Raw genomic sequence first — 17,100 nt, 5'->3', positions numbered from 1 at the left:
TATGATTGCCTGGTTATTACTCCTTGCCTGGATTGTGCTTGGGCTGGGTTCTCTTATTCATCTGCTTCGCCTCCCAGAATAGGCCGGTTAACACATCCTTGATCCGCTGCTTATCTTCCTTATTGAGTGGGATTCCGTCAAACATCAGCTCACCGTCATCCTCCAGCATCTGGCGGAAGTCCCGCTTATCCTTGCTTGTGGCCCATACAGGTATGGAGCCCTCTGGACTGCTTTCCGCTCCCGTTAAATAACCGGCGTGGCCCATCAGCTCTTCGTAAGACACCTCTGTCGCTTCAGCAATCTTACGCAGGGTTGCCGGCTTAGGGACACCCCGCAATCCATTCTCGATCCGCGAAATTTGTGCTCCACTAATACCGGCAAGAGCCGCCAGCTGATTAATGGTCAGCCCCTTTGATTCCCGAAGCTGTTTCAGATAGTTGCCGAATTCCTCTGCCATCGTTAACCACTCCTTATCCCTTATAACCTAAATAGCTGTTGTTATTAATATAAGCTATTTATGCCAATAGGTAAACAATAAAGAGTCCATTATTGCCAAAAGGTAAGAATGACGATGATTTAGGCTTGTTTATGCTCCAAAACGGGCTTAAATGGAGTTTTACTGAATTGGCAGATAAGTGGTATATTATTGAAAAAAGCGAACAGTATGCGAACAAATAGAATTTTACCACACTTGGCTGGAAAGGTCCGCAACAAAGTTCTTAAATCTTTTTTAATCGTAAAGGAGTGGTCCAAATGATGATCCTATCTTCGCTGCCCGAGCTTGACCGCCGCCGGACTCAGGTCACTATAGAGAATATGCTGGAGAAATACCGGATATTTAAGACTGTAACCTTCGAGGCTAAAGAGGCCGGAATTACGTACTCATACACCGAAAGGTTCCATGGAGCGACGAATGCGGTCACCGATCAGACAGCAGCCATAGCAGCCCATAATGTGGATGTGCCGGCAGCCAGAAGAGCTTACTGCGCTGTAATCGACTCGGTAGTAGAGCGGCTTACACAGAGAGAGCAGCAGCTGGTGCGGGAGAGATACATGCGCAGAGAGGAGAGCTACGATTACACGATCTATAATCATGTGTTCGATCCCCCGGTGAGCAAGGACACGTATGTGAAAATAAGGTCGAAGGCGTTCTATAAGATGGCGCTGGCGCTTGCAGATCTGCAGCTGTTATCTCTGGCTGCGCTGGAGAAGTCCCCGGCCGGAGTGGTCAAGGGACAGAGTTCTTTTTGAGAGATGTAATTGGCATTTCAAGTGGTCGTATTACCCGTTAGGGTGATGCGGCCTTTTTGTTTAAATAGCGGCTCTGCCTTTGTCAACGGATTTGGGCCGCAAACCTCCTTTTACCATCCCTTTTAACGCCCTAAGTTATCTCTATCTCCTCTGTAAAAGCGTCTCTGCAAGGTCGCAGGGGGTCTATGATTATAACATGGCAAATGAAGCAGAAGGACACCGCAGGAGCATGAATGCTCTACATAATCCAGCCCACTGGAGGCCGGTATACGAGACGCGGTGAAAGTTCTTTCGGTCATGGCCAGATAAAGGGCGGATATGCTTCTCGCTGAATTATATCCGTTGGTGATTTCAAGAAAGGCAGGAGGGATTACCACATCTAATCATAAGGGGAATGAAGTCATGACTGTACAACAATTACGGGAGAACATCACGGTGGCGCTGGTACAGTTCTTCCCGGGTGTTCCTGTCTATGTGGAGGGGGAGAAGCCACAGACGGCCTACTTCAAGCTGGGGCTGATCTCAGCAACCTATGACCGGCAGCGTGAAGACAGGTACATGGCCGTGTACCGCTTCGGTATCCGCTATGAGCAGGGAAGTCCGCTTGAGGCTGAGGCTATGGCAGACGGCTTATGTGAGGCGCTGGCGGCAAGAGAAGGCGGAAATCCTGAGTTCCGAGTGATGCGCCAGTCCTGGATCAATGGATCAGAGGGACAGGGGCCACTGTTCACAGTGGATTACATGCTCTATCTCCAGAGGCAAAAGCAGCCGGAGGAAGAAGCAGTGCTGATGGGGCACTTCACGGAAGGAGCGCGGCTGAAATGAGTTCTAAGGGAATGAAGGCGAGTGAGCTGAAAGGCAGCGTAGGAGAGCCGGATGCTTTTGGGAAGAAGCAGATTAGGGGTTCTGCCCTTTTTTCGCCGGGGGAAAAGGATGTGCTGGAAGTAGTTCTGCAAGAGGAAGCATGCTACACATTGGAAGGCGTTAAGCAATTATTGAGGCTGTATCTAAATAAGGAGGTTATCTAATGGCTGGAGGAACATGGACAACACAAAACAAGGTGCGTCCGGGGGTATACGTAAATGTGGCCTCGAACGGGATTGTGGCAGGTAAAATGGGGGAACGCGGTACGGCGGCCTTGGCGCTTACGCTGCCTTGGGGACCCGCAGGAGTGATTGTGAAGCTTACGGCTCAGGATAATTTCCGGCAAAAGCTTGGGTATGATCTGACGGCTGCTGAGCTGCTGCCTGTAAGAGAAGTGCTGAAACGGGCAGGTACGCTGCTGCTCTACCGTCTGAATGAGGGTGTGAAGGCTGCCGTGACCAATAACGGGGTTCAGGCTACGGCAAGGTATGGCGGGGAACGCGGCAATGCGCTTCAGGTAATCATCGAGAAGAACATTGACGACAATGCCCGGTTCGATGTGCGGACGCTGCTCGATGGCGCTGAGGTGGACAAACAAACGGTAAGCGCTGCTGACGGGCTGGCTGCTAATAGCTATGTGGAATTCAAACCCAATGGGCCCGGTTCCCTTACGGTAACGGCAGGAATGCCGCTGGCTGGCGGGGCGAACGGTACGGTTACTAATGCGGAGCATAGTGCGTTCCTGTCGGCACTTGAGGTTCAGGACTTCCAGACCGTGGGTCTGGTGTCGCAGGACAATACGCTCAAGTCCCTATACAGCGCTTATGTGAAGCGTCTGCGTTCTACCGAAGGCAAGAAGGTGCAGGCAGTATTGTCCGATTATGCTACAGCTGACCAAGAAGGCATCATCAGTGTGGCGAATGGTGTAGTGCTGAGCGACGGGACTGTGGTGGATAAAACGCATGCCGTGGCCTGGGTAGCCGGTGCTACTGCCGCCGCCGCTGTGAATGAATCGTTGACGTATCAGGCCTATGATGATGCCGTTGATGCGGATGTGCGCTTCAGTCATTCCGAAACGGTAGCCGCGCTTACAGACGGGGAACTGCTTTTCACCTATAGCGGAGGCCGGGCTGTGGTTGAACAGGACATCAACACCTTTACTTCCTTCTCCCCGGACAAAGGCAAAGCCTTCTCGAAGAACCGTGTGCTGCGTGTACTGGATGGGATTGCGGGTGATTTGAAGCGGATTTTTGAGAACTACTTCATTGGCAAGCTGCCGAATAATGAGGACGGGCGTGCGTTGTTCTGGACGCAGTGTGTCACTTATATGAATGACCTGCAGAATCTGGGGGCGATTGAGAATTTCAACGCGCAGAGCGATATTGTGGTTACCCCGGGAGCGGACAGTGACAGCGTTGTGCTGGAGGTAGCTGTGAAGCCGGTGGATTCCGTAGAAAAAGTATATATGAAAGTGAAGGTGGTTTAAGATGACATTCTTAAAAGCCAGCGATACGCTATCCGGCCAGGAGGGCCGGGCCTATGCCATGATTAACGGACAGACGGAAGAAATGTTCTATGTGAAGACGCTCGAAGCTACAGTGGAGAAGCAGAAGGCGGAAGTGAAGACGCTGGGACGCCGCGGGGTGCAGCATAAGGCAACCGGCTGGTCGGGCAGCGGTACGATGACGATTTTCTACATGACCAGCCGGTTCCGTCAGATGATGCTGGATTATATGAAGACAGGGATTGACCAGTACTTCAACATTATCGTGACGAATGAAGATCCATCCTCTACGGTGGGGGCGCAGCGCATTATGCTGAAGGATGTCAATCTAGACAGTGTGATCATGGCTTCGCTCGATACGGAGTCGGATGCGCTGGAGGAAGAGGTTGCTTTTACCTTCGAGGATGTGGAACTGGCTCAGTCCTTCAGTGCTCCGGCAGGCTCTGGCCAATAACAGATAAGCTTGAATTCGCCAATGCCCCACGATGTGGGGTTATTGGGCGGCGGGTCTCATCGCTAACGATACACAATAAGAATCCGGGAGGAACATCATGAGTGAATTAAGTTTGTTTTTTGCGCAAAATGCGGCATGTGATACAACAGAGGAGTTCGCGGTCTCACTGCGGTTCAAGGATAAGGAAGGCAATCCGGCGGTCTGGAAGCTGCGCAGTATGAATGAGGAAGAGAACCAGGAATGCCGGAAAGCGGCCACCCGCAAGATCAAAGGAAAGAACGGTACGTACTCTACGGAGATTGATCCCAATGAATACATGGCCAAGCTGATGACGGCAAGCATTGTGCACCCGGACCTGAAGAATACCGAGCTTCAGCGTTCATACGGGGTAATGGGAGCGGAATCTCTGCTGCGCAAAATGCTGCTGCCCGGTGAATTCGCGGCGCTGGGTGAGCGGGTGCAGGCCCTGAACGGCTTCGCCACAGATATGAACGAGCTGGTAGATGACGTAAAAAACTAATCAACGAGGGCGACGGTGAGGCTAATCTGGCCTACTACGCCCTCCACGAGCTGCACATTCTGCCGCATGAGCTGATGAAGCTCTCCGTCCGCGAACGCGCGGCAATCTATGCCATGATCGCTGTGCGTGTGGACAAGGAGAAACGGGAGCGAGCCCGGAGTAAGGGGAAGAAGAGATGAAGGGGGTGAATGAATGGAAATTACAAGCACAGCGTTGGTTCCCGTAACGGCATTAACGGTATGGCAAAATGTGAATGCACAGTGGGACCGGCTGAACCAGAATTTCAACCGGGCCAGCCACTCGCTCAGCGATCTGCAGCAGATATTGGAGCGGGTGTATGAAGAGAAAAACAAGTCTTTTATGGAAGGGTTCACGCAGGCTCAGGAAGCGGCCAGACGTCTGGCAGATGAAGGTGACTCTTCCAGGTCCCGCCGTTCTGGGGGAGGGTCAGATAATGACGGTCCGGATGACGGCGACGTCCGAAATGCCAAAAACGGATTCATGGGTAAAGTCCAAAAAATAATGAAGGCGCTGGACGTCAGCGGATTCGAGCTAATCACCTATGTGGGTGAAAAAGCTGTAGGGTATATGCTGAATAAGAAAAAGGAAAATGCGAAGGAGAAGGAACAAAAAGCAGCCGAGCCGGGGTTCCTCTCCAAAACGATGGACTCGCTGGGTTCATTGGACCTTGCGGGTGTATTCGATAAGGTGAAGTCTCTGGGAACGAAAGCGATAACTGCCAACGCTACGGATGAAGATAAGGGGAAATGGAATAAGCTGCAGGGGAATATGGATAACGCAGTGGAAATGATGGGTCAAAAAGCGATCGTTGCGCTGCGTCCGATTCTGGATACCTTGAACAATGCGTTTCAGTCTGAAGGAATGTCTACGGCGCTAAATCTGATCGCGAATGCATTCTTGGTGATTGCTACGGTGATTGGAGAAGTGGTTGACGGCATCATGTATATGTTCACAGCATTTCAGGAGAATTGGGATGTTGTAGGGCCAATCCTTGCGGCGATTGCCATTGTCTTCATAGCTGCAATGATTGTGCAGTTATATAGTCTTGCTGCCGCGTGGCTTGTAGGAATGTGGCCGATCCTTTTAATCGTTGCTGCTGTAGCACTGCTTATCTATATCCTTCAACAGGCAGGTGTGTCTGTAGATGAGGTAGTAGCTTTTATTGGAGGAGCCTTTGGCTGGCTGAGGGCAACGATTGAGAACTTTGTCATCGGTCTGTACAATAACTTCGTTGCATTTGCAGACTTCTTCCGTAACTTGTTTATTGATCCGACGTATGCGGTTCAGAAGCTGTTCTATGACCTGGCCACGAACTTCCTTGGCTTCATGTATCAGATGGCATTAGGTGTTGAAAGCTTTGCAGGCGGGTTCGTCAAAGCCATAGCCGAGGGCATAAACTTCGTGCTTAAAGGAGTTCAAACGTTGGCAGGGTGGTTAAGCAAAGTTCCAGGCTTTGAATTCTTGGCTGATTTCAAGCCTAACTTCCTTGATACGGAGAACCCGCATGTCTTCAGTGATATGATCAAGAACGTTCAAGGCACTCTGGTAGAACCTACATCCACTAAGGATGTATACAATACACCGAAGAAGGAATTCGTAGATACCTCCAAGAGTGTGGAGGAATACACAGGCAAAACATTGGCTCTTACTAAAAAATTCAATACCAAGCTGGACCCGCCAAAGCAAGAAGATGATCAATCGAAGAATCCTGCTCAAGCCGCTGCAGCGAACATCAACAGCGTCAACAAAGTAGGCGAAATAGGCTCCATTAATGAGAAGGTCGATGTCTCCAGCGACGATCTGGATATGCTGCGGGAGCTGGCGGAGATCCAGTCGGTGCAGAATTTCGTGGAGCTGACTCCAACAGTGCAGGTAACAACAGGTAACATTAACAATTCCGGCGACATTGATTCTATCATTACGAAGATCGGGCAAAAGCTGAAAGAGGAATTTGTCTCTACAGCCCAGGGGGTGTATACGTAACGTGGAAGAGTATGGGTTCTATCTGAGCTTCAACAACTATGAAGAGGTGATCCGGCTTCCGGTTAACCCTGAGACCCTGGAGATCAAAGAGAATGGCGACAGCAAGGGCTATACGATCGTGAATTTTGGCGAAATCAATGTCATTGCCTATCCGAAGCTGACGGAGATCACCATTGAGAGTATGTTCCCGGCACAGTATTATCCGTTCGTGGTGTATTCCAGGGAGAATGCCGGCAGGCTGCTGAAGCCCTATGAATATGTGGAGCTGATCCGCAAATGGATGCTGAGCCGCAGACCGGTCCGGTTTGTTTTCTCGGGGCTGAAGCAGGAGAGTGCCCAGGAGCAGCAGACGTTAAACGGGGAGATCGGCATCAATATGGCGGTCAGCATCGAGAGCTTCTCCTGGAAGCTGAGTGCGGGTTCATCCGGCGATATTGAGTATACCCTCGGTCTCAAAAAGTACGTGTTCTATCAGGCGTTAGGCATGAAGGTAGCCAGCAATGGTGAGGTGAAGAAGCAGCAGAAACGGGCAAGTGAGAAGACCGCACCGTCCACGTATACCCTCAAAGCCGGGGATACCCTCTGGTCGATTGCCCAAAAACACCTGGGTGACGGCAGCAAAAGCAAAACTCTGCAAAAGCTTAACAATATCCCGGACAGCGAGCTGAAGAAGCTCAAAATCGGCAGAGTGATTAAGCTGTCGTAGGAGGACATGGCGATGGAACTGATAGTCATCAATAAAGAAGGCAAGATCTGGGATGTCTCCGGGATTACCACTGATATCTCCTGGAAAACTACGCGTACCGGCAAGCCTGCCACCCTGGAGCTGACGCTGGTGGACAGCGGTATCTATCAGCATGCCAAGTTCCGCATCAGCAACGGCGATATTGTGCAGTTCAGGAAAGACGGGGTAGATGTGTTCTACGGGTTCGTCTTCAGTATAGATACGGGAGCGAATCAGGAGATGAAGCTGACGGCTTATGATCAAATCCGTTATCTGCTGGGCAACGGCAGTTATGTACTACAGAATATTACGGCAAGCGAGGTCATCAGCACCATAGCCAAGGACCGCGGACTACGGCTGGGTACACTGGACCCGGCGAAGTACACAATCCCCTCTCTGATTGAGGATAACAAGAAGCTGCTCGATATTATTATGGGAGCGGTGGGCAGTGAGCTGCAGTATATGGGACAGCTTATGGCTTTTTATGATGATTTCGGGAAGCTGACCTTGCGCGCACCTCAGGCGATGCTGCTGAATGTGGTCCTTGGAGCAGGACATTACCTGTATGATTATTCGCTGAAAAAAAGCATCGACGACGATACGTACAATACGATTCTGCTCTACCGGGACAATGAAGAAACCGGCAAACGGGAGTTCTATCCGGTTACGGATAAGGACAATGTGGCACGCTGGGGGATTCTTCACCTGTACCAGAAGGCGGACGATAAAGCGAATGCCGCGCAAATCCAGGAGAAGGCAGACAATCTGCTGAAGCTGCATAACCGCGAGAAGCTCAGCCTCTCTGTCCAGGCCATCGGCGATATGCGGGTGCGGGCCGGGAACTTCATCTATGTCCTGCTGGATGAATTCGAGACGCAGGTATTCCTGGTTGACCAGTGCAGCCACAAAATTTCAGGAGGGGAGCATACGATGTCCCTAGACATTAAGGTGGTGTAGACAACATGCTCGATATTATTAAACAAGCAAGCCTCGGGGCCGTATCCAATACGAATCCGGTGGCTTTTTCTTATGGGACGGTAATCCTGGCGCAGCCGCTGCAGATTCAGGTAGAGCAGCGGTTCATTCTGAGCGGACCGGCACTGGTTGTGCTTGAATCCGTGATGGAGAGTAGTGCTGTGGTAGAGGGCCGGGAGATTCTGCTGCGCCGCGGGCTTGAGGCGGGTGACCGCGTGCTGCTCGTGCGTATGCAAGGCGGACAGAGCTACATTGTCCTGGATCGGCTGGTGGACTTATGATTCCGGCGATTGGCAGATCAGGCCCGGTTACGGCCTCTCTGGAAGAGAATACTTCCGAACCGGGGGGCGGCCCCAGCTTAACGTACCGGATGAACTGGGAGCAGGGACGGATTACAGGGCGGGTCGATGGGCTTGAAGCGGTGAAGCAGGCAGCGGTCAAAGTGCTGCAGACGGGCCGATTTGAACATTTGATCTATAGCTCAAACTATGGAACGGAGTGGAATCTAGTGCTGGGTCAGGACAGGCTGCTGGCCCGTCCGGAGCTGCGCAGGCTGATCAGTGATGCGCTGCTTCAGGATGAACGGATTCAGGCGCTTGAGGATGTGGAGATTAGGTTTAACGGGGATACGGTAAGCTTCAGCTGCACAGCGGTTACGCTTTACGGCGATTTTGAACTGAGAAAGGAGGGGATTGCCGGTGTATGAGGATCAGACTTATGAGTCTCTGCTCGAACGTATGCTGGACCGGGTGCCGGAAGGGATGGACAAGCGCGAGGGAAGCATCATTTATGATGCGCTTGCTCCCGCAGCGGCGGAGATGGCCCAGATGTATATGGAGCTGGATGTCAGCAATAATCTATATTTCCCGGACACTGCAGGCGGTGAGTATCTGGAACGCAGTATTGCCTGGACAGGAATTACCCGTCATGCCGCAGGAAAGGCGCAGCTGGGTGCCAGGTTCTATACCGGCGGCGGGGAGCTGCTGGATATTCCTCTGGGCAGCCGCTTCTCCCTGGGCTTACTTCATTATCGTGCGGCGGAGAAGCTGGCTCCCGGAACGTACCGGATCGAGAGTGAGACCGCCGGGGCCGAAGGGAACCAGTACTCGGGCACGCTGCTGCCCATTGATTATATCCCGGGGCTTGCCCGGGGAGAGATTACGGCAATGCTTGTTCCCGGTACGGATGCGGAGCCGGATGAAGCACTGCGGCAGCGGTATTTCGATTCGGCCAGACGGCCTTCGACGAGCGGCAATAAATATCACTACATGGAGTGGGCACAGGACATAGAGGGTGTAGGGGGAGCGAGGGTTTTTCCGCTGTGGGCCGGACCGAAAACGGTAAAAGTGGTCATTGTGAATGCGGAGCATAAGCCTGCTTCTACGCTGCTGGTCTCCCAGGTGCAACAGTACATTGATCCTGCTCCGGGTCTTGGCGAGGGCCAAGCACCGGTGGGTGCCGTAGTAACGGTGGAATCGGCGACAGGCAAAACGATCAGTGTTACTGCGAAGGTTACGCTGGCGGCAGGTTATGCGCTGCAGCCGGTTATTCAGGCTTTTACGGCGATCTTGGAGAAATACCGCAAGGAGAAGGCTTTTGCCGCCACCTACATCAGTCATTCCGTTGTTGGGTCCCTGCTGCTGGATACGGAGGGCATTGTGGATTACAGCGGGCTGAAGCTGAACGGCGGTGCGGGGAATGTGACTCTCAATGAAACTGAAGTGCCGCTCTTCGGCAGTGTCGTACTGGAGGTGTAGCTATGGGATATCCGGAGCAGATTGACGTCTTTCAGGACAAGCTGAACCAAAAAGCGAATGGCGGAAATTATGTTGTAGAAGAGAAGCTTCTTCTTACGGGCGGTGTATACAGCGGGCTTCTGGCCCACGACAACATTAATAATCAGACCCTCTCGGTGTATACAGGCTCACGTTATAGCGGGACAGAGGTGCGGAATTATTCGGTATCTTTTCCGGACGAGGCGCCTTGGCGGCGGATGATCAGGATCTATGCCGATGAGCCCGAAGTGTACGTCACTTACGAAACACCGGGCGATACCGTGGAGGCGGATGATGTGAATCAATTGCAGACGGGGCTGACCGCCACGCAGATTGAGCTGGAACGTTATAAACAGGCCGGGCGGATTGACGGCGGATCTTTTAGAAGAGAGGTGTGAAATGGCACAGACCATTCAGATTAAACGGGGTACGCGGGCAGAGCTGACCACTTACGGGGCGCTGAGGGCCGGGGAAATGGGCTTCTGTACAGACACGAAGGAGATCTATATCGGAGACGGTACCTCCAATTCCATGGTGGGCCGGGCGCTGTCCGGTCCGGAAGCTTCGCGTCCTGCGGCCGCTTCTGCGGGCCGTCTGTATTCTGTAAGCAGCGGAAGCAATAGCGGGTATCTGTATTTCGATGATGGGGCGGCCTGGCGCCGGGTGAATGCGCAGAAATTAACGGATCTGACCGGAACGGTGGACGATGTCGCCGACGGTATCACATATGCCAAGGTGCTCAAAGCAGATATTACAGCAGGACATCCCAATAAAGTGTCGGACGGCACCAATACGAAGACAGCGGCGGAGATCAGAACCCATATTGACGATGCCGCGAGGCACCGGCTGATCAATGATACGGGGACAGCCCTTACGGACCTGTGGTCGGCGCAAAAAATCAAAAACGAGATCGAGCTGGCCAAGCATAATATTGAGCCGCAGGCTTCGGTCAAGGATCAGAATCTGAGTGCTCCGCCGGCCAGCCCGGCCGAAGCTGACAGGTATATCATCCCGGCTGGAGCAACCGGTGCATGGGCGGGCAAGACCAGCCAGATCGCTGAGTACCAGTCAGGAGTATGGGCCTATTATGTCCCGGCTGTCGGCTGGACGGCTTATGTGGATGATGAGCAGAAAATCTACAGCTGGAACGGGACCGCCTGGGTGCGGACGGGCGGGGCGCTACAGACTATAACTGCAGGGAGCGGACTCATCGGCGGCGGACAAGCGGATGCGGTGACGCTGAATATCGGAGCGGGCAACGGGATTACGGTAAGTGCGGATGCGATTGCTGTCACAGCAGGCAAAGGGATTACTGTAGATGCAGCAGGTGTTGCCGCGAATGTGGATGGAAGCAGCATTGTATATGATGCGGGCAACGGCAACCGGCTGACGGTGGGCAGTATTGATGGCGGGACATTCTAGGAGGCGGTGACCATGGCACTGAGAACATTGATTCAAATCCGCCGCGGCCTGGAAAGTGCACTGGGTACGCTGGCGGCAGGTGAGCTGGGCTATTGCACCGATTCCGGCAAGCTGTACATCGGCACCGGCAGCAGCAATAGGCTGCTGGTAACGGCCCAAAGCAGCGGCGACATGCTGAAGAGCATCTACGATACGAATAACAACGGCAAGGTCGATTATGCACAGGCCGCGGACACGGTTCCCTGGTCCGGGGTGGACGGCAAGCCTTCGGTTTATCCGGCGGCTGCGCATACCCATGATTATTTGCCCAAGGGTCCGCTAACCTGGAATCAGTTGAAGGGGGTGTAGCCGTGGCTTATGGAGACAGTATATATGGTCTTGTGGGATATTCGGCAGATCGTGTGACGGAGGAGGGACCGGAGGTTCATGTCCCGGACCTGATGAAATACCTGCCGGAGTATTATCAGGGTATCCCTGAGATGGAGGAATTGCAGGCCAGCGCAGGTGCACAGTGCGGTGAAATCGCCTATGCCATGGCCGACAGCGACGCGCAGAAGACGCTGGAGTCGGCTACCTGGAGCCTATCCCGCTGGGAGCGGATGCTGGGACTGACCCCGGATACGAACAAGTCCTACGCCACCCGCCGGGAGATGATCAAGGCCAAGCTGCGGGGAAGCGGAACGACGACACCGGAGATGATCCGGCGGACGGCGTCCGCTTTTTCCGGCGGGGATGTGGAGGTGGTGGAGGTGCCCGAAGCATACAGCTTCGAGGTACGCTTCGTCGGCACGCTGGGCATCCCGGCCAATATGGCAGGGCTGATTCAGATCATGGAAGAGATTAAGCCAGCCCATCTGGACTACAGCTTCGTGTACAGCTACACCTGGTGGGACTCCTTGAAGTCCCTCACCTGGAACGGTGCGCACAGCAAGACCTGGAACGAACTAAGAGTATATGAATAGGAGTGTGAGCGATGAAGACAACGGGTAATCTGGGGCTGAAAAAGCCGGATGGCACAGATATCGTAGATATCACAGATTTGAACGGCAACATGGATATCCTGGACACCGCCGTCAAGGCTGTGCAGGACCACGCCGCCGATACATTCAAGCACATCACGGCGGCTGAACGCACCGCATGGAATGCCAAGGCATCTATGGCAACTGCAACTGCGTCTGCTGCCGGTCTGATGGCTGGAGCGGATAAGTCGAAGCTGGATAGTGTGGCGCAGGGGGCTAATAATTATGTACATCCTTCCACGCACTTGCCTTCGATCATTGTGCAGGATGCAGCCAACCGCTTTGTCAGTGATACAGAAAAGGCGGCCTGGAATGGCAAGGCGAATCTATCTACTACACCGCAGCAGACTACGGCGGACCTCACCTACTATGTCCGGACGGATGGGAATGATGGGAATACCGGGCTGGGGAATACGGCGGGTGGGGCTTTTAGGACGATTGGGAAAGCGATTAGTATGATTCCTCAGGTAGTAAATCATGCAGCCGTGGTTAATGTAGCGGCAGGCACTTATAACGAGGTTGTAAATATAGCAGGACGTAGCGGCTCATCTATTATTCAAATAAACGGAGATTCTATAATCAGCAATTCCCGTTCAGTTCATTCATTTTCTATTATAAATTGTTCTTGCCGTGTAGAGGTTAACGGGTTTAATGGTTTCAGAACTGACGGAGAAGCTTTTTCAACGAAAGCATCTACTCAGGTTTTATTTTACCGAGATAGTGTTTCATCATCCAGTCCATCGTCCGTTGGTTATTTTGTTGAATCTTCATCTGTATACCTAAATGAGTGCCTATCTAGTAACCGTTTAGTAGGTGTATATGCACATGTTAATGGGCAGATTTTTGCATCTGGTATTGCAGGAACAGGATGTAAAATTGGGTATCAAGCATCTGTAAACGGTAAGATCACTGTACAGAATTCTACATTAACTGCTGTTGGGAACCTAACAGACACCGTATTTGGCGGAACAATACACACTCTAGGCGGTGTCGTTAATCCATGGGGAGATAATACACAGGACATGAGACCAATAGTGTGGGGGGGGAGTTTGGTTTCATCGACAACAACAACCGCGAGTGCATGGAATTTACTTAGATACGGTATTAGCACCAACCAACAAGGTGGATACAATGCAACTACAGGCGTATTTACTAGCCCGCAAACAGGTTGGTATAAAATAAAAGCAACTGTCCAATTGCAGAGCGCTCCAATAGGTGCTTATTCAATTGCTGTATTGCAAAATGGAGTTAATCGGTGGATTGCCGACTATAAAAATACTGCTGTAACGTCACATTTGTTCTTAGGAGGGGATATGTGTCTGCATATGCCTGCCGGAAACACCATTGCAATACAGCTACACACGGACGCAAATTCCGTTATCATAGTAAACGGTATGGATACAACGCACCTTGAAATTGTGCGAATTGCGTGAATCGGAGGAGATAAAATGAATATGTCATTTGCTATAAAATGTTTGTTTCCCGGAGCTGAATCGAACAAAGACTTTGAAGTATGGGACAACGGCCCAGAACCCGTCCTGCGGCCGGGAGCCGAAGATAAAGGCCGTATCCGCTACGAGATCAAGTCGCCTGAGAACGGCGAGGAACTCGAAGAGGGCGTCCACTACCGCTACGGCATCGACTACAACCTACTGGTCGAAGGCGAAGACTACGATCTGGTAGAACGGGGACCGTTCATTGCGGTCTGGAAGCTGGATGCGCCGCAGCCGACAGAAGCTGAACTGCAAACAGCATGGGAAGCGTACCAGGAAGCTGAGGCTAACAAGCCGCCGGTGCTGACGGAGATGGAGCAGCTGCAACAGGAGAACTTGCTGCTGAAGGCGCAGAATAGTGCGCTTACTGAGCGTGCGGATTTCATCGAGGATATTATCGCCGAAATGGCAACTCAAGTTTATTCTTAAGCGTCCGGCGGGTTCCCTTACGTTTTAAGCGTATTAATAGAAAGGTGGTGAGAGCAATGGCCTTGTTTTTTGCGCAACGCGTTACACTGGGAAAGACTAATTATAGTGAGGTTCCCTTTACGCTGAAGCCTGCCGTCAAGGAGATTCTGGTGGAGAATGGATTGGAGTTTCTTGTAATTGAAGAGTAACTAACTACTACTACAGACGCATATCAATAGAGTCGATGGCGTGGGGTTGAGAATTGAAAGCCGAAAACAACAGTTGGATTTTCTCCACTTGCTGTCAAGCAGGAGGGGCTTTTCCGAGTAATAGTTGGAAAAACAGCACTTGCTATAGCTGCAAAGCCCTTAAAGGGCGAGTTGGAACAAAAATAAGTGACGTTTATCCATTTAATCCCTTCAAACGCTTCTATGTAACTGAATTAAGATACGTTTTTACAACTGCTGTCATATGGTGTATTACACTCTGAGCGATTCCGCTTGGGGAACAGGTTATGATCACCCGCCAGGGTGTTTTTTTTGATTCTATATGTTTTGCAGGATTACTTTGGTGCCTCCGGCCCTGGCCGGGGGCATCACTATGACTAATCACACAGAAGGGAGTGAAGCAATGGACAGCAACGATGTTGCAAATTTGGAGAAGCTGCTGCCGCTCGCGGATAAGTACGGGCTGGCCTATCTCATCGCTTTGATTCTGCTCATGATTCTGCTTGTGCTTTTGCGGTCAATTGTGAAGGGGAATCTGGTGCCGCGTGAACTGCTGGAGCGTGCCGAGGAAGACAGGGACAGGCTGCAGAATATCCTCGACAAAGAGCGGTCTGACTTCATGGCACCGACGCTCGAAGTGCTGCAGCGCTTGAAAATCGACCATTCAGCAGGCGGCCATCCGGATGGTACTCATGATGAAGACAGGAGGGGATAACGTGCTGAGTAAGTGGATCAAACGGCTATCGCCCCTGCACCGGGATCAAGAGCGAAAGCTTACACAGGCGGGACTTAGAGTAGCACTCTCTATCCGCAGGTACAAGAATGTATCCCAGGACATACAGGAGGAAATCAGGAACAACGGGTTCGCCGAGTTCCTAATCTATGATCGGGGGGCAGAAGATGAACAGCATTGATGTTGTGTTGTTAATAGCGTATTCCATATCCCTTATCTGTGCGCTGCTGCTGATGGCTGCGCTTTTTTTGTATTTCCGCCGAAGATTCCGGGCGCGCGTAGTCAGTCTGTTTATGCTGGCAGCATTCTTTTTTCTGGGAGCGTATACCGTTAAAATGGCGGTTGCCCTCTGGATACGATTCAGCAGCATCTCCGGCCCGGAGGCGATATTAGGCTCGCTGCAATCGAAAATCTGGGCTATTGCCCAGACAGGCACCACATTAGGGCTGGTGATTCTGACCCTGTTAATCTACACCAGACGTCAGGATCTGTTCGTGGTACTATCCCAAATCAGAAAGGGGAGGAATCGGCATGCTGACTCTCACACAGGTCCTAAATAAATCCGCTGCCCGCCTATCTGGACTCCATCCCGCCGTACTCGCCGCCGCCACTGCGCTGATTGAACGAAGTTATGCGTGCGGTGTTCCCATCCTGATTACTCAGGGACTACGGACGATTGCCGAACAGGACGCACTGTATGCCCAGGGCCGGACTAAGGCGGGAGCGGTTGTCACGAATGCGCGCGGCGGTTACAGCTATCACAATTATGGGCTGGCGGTGGATTTTGCGCTGCTGCTTCCGAATGGATCAAGTGTGTCCTGGGATATGAACAGGGATGGTGACTATGACGGTACCGCTGATTGGCTGGAAGTGGTGCAGCAGGCGAAGGCTATCGGATTTGAGTGGGGCGGGGATTGGACCAGCTTTAAGGACTACCCGCATTTTCAGATGAGCTTTGGATTACGACTGGCGGATCTCCGGACAGGTAAGAAGCCTGCTGCTGCGGCAGTGGAGGTGGTGTATCAACGGATGAAGCAGAAGGAGGAGCAAGCGGTGAAGGGCCAAATGAATGTAGCTGTAAAAGTAAATGGAAAGAAGATCGCGGACGGGTGCCTGGCAAACGGGGTTACCCATGTTCCCGTACGTAGTGTTGCAGAAGCGCTGGGTGCCCGGGTTGTCTACAACTTCGCTACACAAACGGTGGAAATCACCACCGCAGATCAGAAAGGAGGGAGCGTATGATTTACAATGAGTTGTTTGATAATGTGTTAGCTTTTGCGTCACTGCTGGCTGTGGTCATCCTGGCCCTGGTTCAATTGATCAAAAAGAATACCTGTCTGCCGCGCAACATGATCCCGTTTATCGGACTTGGCATGGGGATGGGGATTGGAGCGGCTGCGTATCCTTTTACAGAGCTGGATATGGCCTTGCGCCTATGGGCAGGCGGGCTTGCCGGGCTGTCTGCGACAGGATTATTTGAATTGGCACTTAATAACCGTGAAGGCCGCACGATGAAATAGAAGAGAATGGTGCCGTCCTTCAAGGACGGCATAGCCGTTTGCAATTCAATTCAACGGGTAATAGAATAGGAAGAATTACATAATTATTTTAGACTGTATAAATAGCCGAATTGGTGTATAATCGTAATTACTGCATCGCTTTACCGCGCAATAAAGTTGGAGATTTCCGGGCGGTTTTATTGTATGATATGAGGAAAGCTTTTAAAT

25 protein-coding genes are annotated in these 17,100 nt (G+C 51.9%); 24 read left to right on the top strand and 1 reads right to left on the bottom strand.

Annotated elements, in window-relative coordinates; translation table 11 throughout:
• Window positions 1–16: 16 nt before the first annotated feature.
• The gene (locus KDC22_RS29450; RefSeq protein ID WP_211721263.1) at window positions 17–457 is read right to left on the bottom strand and encodes a transcriptional regulator; all 441 of its coding nucleotides are present in this window, start codon (window positions 455–457) and stop codon (window positions 17–19) included.
• 299 nt (window positions 458–756) lie between these two features.
• Here KDC22_RS29450 and KDC22_RS29445 point away from each other — a divergent pair, with 299 nt between their 5' ends.
• The 24 genes from KDC22_RS29445 to KDC22_RS29335 all read left to right on the top strand — a co-directional run bounded on the left by KDC22_RS29445 (window position 757) and on the right by KDC22_RS29335 (window position 16,893).
• A complete protein-coding gene (locus tag KDC22_RS29445; RefSeq protein ID WP_216857452.1) occupies window positions 757–1,251 on the top strand; it encodes an ArpU family phage packaging/lysis transcriptional regulator in 495 nt (164 codons plus the stop codon).
• 402 nt (window positions 1,252–1,653) lie between these two features.
• The gene (locus KDC22_RS29440) at window positions 1,654–2,076 is read left to right on the top strand and encodes a phage tail terminator family protein (RefSeq protein WP_211721262.1); all 423 of its coding nucleotides are present in this window, start codon (window positions 1,654–1,656) and stop codon (window positions 2,074–2,076) included.
• The gene (locus KDC22_RS29435) at window positions 2,073–2,279 is read left to right on the top strand and encodes a hypothetical protein (RefSeq protein WP_211721261.1); all 207 of its coding nucleotides are present in this window, start codon (window positions 2,073–2,075) and stop codon (window positions 2,277–2,279) included. The genes KDC22_RS29440 and KDC22_RS29435 overlap by 4 nt, the downstream gene beginning before the upstream one ends.
• Window positions 2,279–3,601 (top strand): phage tail sheath family protein, encoded by a 1,323-nt coding sequence (locus KDC22_RS29430; RefSeq protein ID WP_211721260.1) that lies wholly within the window; start codon window positions 2,279–2,281, stop codon window positions 3,599–3,601. The genes KDC22_RS29435 and KDC22_RS29430 overlap by 1 nt, the downstream gene beginning before the upstream one ends.
• Before the next feature lies 1 nt (window position 3,602).
• Entirely contained in the window at window positions 3,603–4,073 is a 471-nt protein-coding gene (locus KDC22_RS29425; protein WP_173138957.1) for a phage tail tube protein, read from the top strand.
• 97 nt (window positions 4,074–4,170) lie between these two features.
• Window positions 4,171–4,593, top strand: a complete 423-nt coding sequence (locus tag KDC22_RS29420) for a phage tail assembly chaperone (RefSeq protein ID WP_173138955.1) — start codon at window positions 4,171–4,173, stop codon at window positions 4,591–4,593.
• A 192-nt stretch (window positions 4,594–4,785) separates the two neighbouring features.
• Window positions 4,786–6,597, top strand: a complete 1,812-nt coding sequence (locus KDC22_RS29415) for a phage tail tape measure protein (RefSeq protein WP_211721259.1) — start codon at window positions 4,786–4,788, stop codon at window positions 6,595–6,597.
• A gap of 1 nt (window position 6,598) precedes the next feature.
• On the top strand, window positions 6,599–7,303 hold the full coding sequence (locus KDC22_RS29410; RefSeq protein WP_211721258.1) for a LysM peptidoglycan-binding domain-containing protein: 705 nt from the start codon (window positions 6,599–6,601) through the stop codon (window positions 7,301–7,303).
• 12 nt (window positions 7,304–7,315) lie between these two features.
• A complete protein-coding gene (locus KDC22_RS29405) occupies window positions 7,316–8,278 on the top strand; it encodes an XkdQ/YqbQ family protein (protein ID WP_211721257.1) in 963 nt (320 codons plus the stop codon).
• A 5-nt stretch (window positions 8,279–8,283) separates the two neighbouring features.
• On the top strand, window positions 8,284–8,577 hold the full coding sequence (locus KDC22_RS29400) for a DUF2577 domain-containing protein (protein ID WP_173138947.1): 294 nt from the start codon (window positions 8,284–8,286) through the stop codon (window positions 8,575–8,577).
• Window positions 8,574–9,002: a DUF2634 domain-containing protein gene (locus KDC22_RS29395; protein ID WP_211721256.1), complete on the top strand. Its 429-nt coding sequence runs from the start codon at window positions 8,574–8,576 to the stop codon at window positions 9,000–9,002. The genes KDC22_RS29400 and KDC22_RS29395 overlap by 4 nt, the downstream gene beginning before the upstream one ends.
• Window positions 8,995–10,053 (top strand): baseplate J/gp47 family protein, encoded by a 1,059-nt coding sequence (locus KDC22_RS29390; protein WP_211721255.1) that lies wholly within the window; start codon window positions 8,995–8,997, stop codon window positions 10,051–10,053. The genes KDC22_RS29395 and KDC22_RS29390 overlap by 8 nt, the downstream gene beginning before the upstream one ends.
• Before the next feature lie 2 nt (window positions 10,054–10,055).
• Window positions 10,056–10,469, top strand: coding sequence for a phosphoglucomutase (locus KDC22_RS29385; protein WP_211721254.1), 414 nt, complete (start codon window positions 10,056–10,058; stop codon window positions 10,467–10,469).
• Window position 10,470: 1 nt separating this feature from the next.
• Window positions 10,471–11,493 (top strand): DUF2793 domain-containing protein, encoded by a 1,023-nt coding sequence (locus KDC22_RS29380; RefSeq protein WP_211721253.1) that lies wholly within the window; start codon window positions 10,471–10,473, stop codon window positions 11,491–11,493.
• A 12-nt stretch (window positions 11,494–11,505) separates the two neighbouring features.
• Window positions 11,506–11,841 (top strand): hyaluronate lyase N-terminal domain-containing protein, encoded by a 336-nt coding sequence (locus KDC22_RS29375; RefSeq protein ID WP_173138937.1) that lies wholly within the window; start codon window positions 11,506–11,508, stop codon window positions 11,839–11,841.
• Between the two features lie 2 nt (window positions 11,842–11,843).
• The gene (locus tag KDC22_RS29370; protein WP_211721252.1) at window positions 11,844–12,455 is read left to right on the top strand and encodes a putative phage tail protein; all 612 of its coding nucleotides are present in this window, start codon (window positions 11,844–11,846) and stop codon (window positions 12,453–12,455) included.
• A gap of 11 nt (window positions 12,456–12,466) precedes the next feature.
• A complete protein-coding gene (locus KDC22_RS29365) occupies window positions 12,467–13,945 on the top strand; it encodes a complement C1q domain-containing protein (RefSeq protein ID WP_211721251.1) in 1,479 nt (492 codons plus the stop codon).
• Window positions 13,946–13,966: 21 nt separating this feature from the next.
• Window positions 13,967–14,434 (top strand): XkdW family protein, encoded by a 468-nt coding sequence (locus KDC22_RS29360; RefSeq protein ID WP_211721250.1) that lies wholly within the window; start codon window positions 13,967–13,969, stop codon window positions 14,432–14,434.
• Between the two features lie 56 nt (window positions 14,435–14,490).
• A complete protein-coding gene (locus tag KDC22_RS33840) occupies window positions 14,491–14,622 on the top strand; it encodes a CD1375 family protein (protein WP_281424945.1) in 132 nt (43 codons plus the stop codon).
• Between the two features lie 391 nt (window positions 14,623–15,013).
• A complete protein-coding gene (locus KDC22_RS29355; RefSeq protein ID WP_173138931.1) occupies window positions 15,014–15,355 on the top strand; it encodes a hypothetical protein in 342 nt (113 codons plus the stop codon).
• Window position 15,356: 1 nt separating this feature from the next.
• Entirely contained in the window at window positions 15,357–15,554 is a 198-nt protein-coding gene (locus KDC22_RS29350; RefSeq protein ID WP_173138929.1) for a hypothetical protein, read from the top strand.
• Window positions 15,541–15,933 carry a hypothetical protein gene (locus KDC22_RS29345; protein WP_211721249.1) on the top strand — a complete coding sequence of 131 codons (393 nt, stop codon included), beginning with the start codon at window positions 15,541–15,543 and terminating at the stop codon, window positions 15,931–15,933. Before KDC22_RS29350 ends, KDC22_RS29345 begins: the two co-directional genes overlap by 14 nt.
• Window positions 15,905–16,615 carry a M15 family metallopeptidase gene (locus KDC22_RS29340; RefSeq protein WP_211721248.1) on the top strand — a complete coding sequence of 237 codons (711 nt, stop codon included), beginning with the start codon at window positions 15,905–15,907 and terminating at the stop codon, window positions 16,613–16,615. Before KDC22_RS29345 ends, KDC22_RS29340 begins: the two co-directional genes overlap by 29 nt.
• Window positions 16,612–16,893 (top strand): holin, encoded by a 282-nt coding sequence (locus KDC22_RS29335; RefSeq protein ID WP_211721247.1) that lies wholly within the window; start codon window positions 16,612–16,614, stop codon window positions 16,891–16,893. Before KDC22_RS29340 ends, KDC22_RS29335 begins: the two co-directional genes overlap by 4 nt.
• Window positions 16,894–17,100: the final 207 nt, after the last annotated feature.

This window comes from Paenibacillus tritici (assembly GCF_018207515.1).
Lineage (GTDB): Bacteria > Bacillota > Bacilli > Paenibacillales > Paenibacillaceae > Paenibacillus_AQ > Paenibacillus_AQ tritici.
The sequence above is the reverse complement of the archived record's forward strand: the minus strand, read 5'-3'. Positions and strand labels throughout refer to the sequence as shown.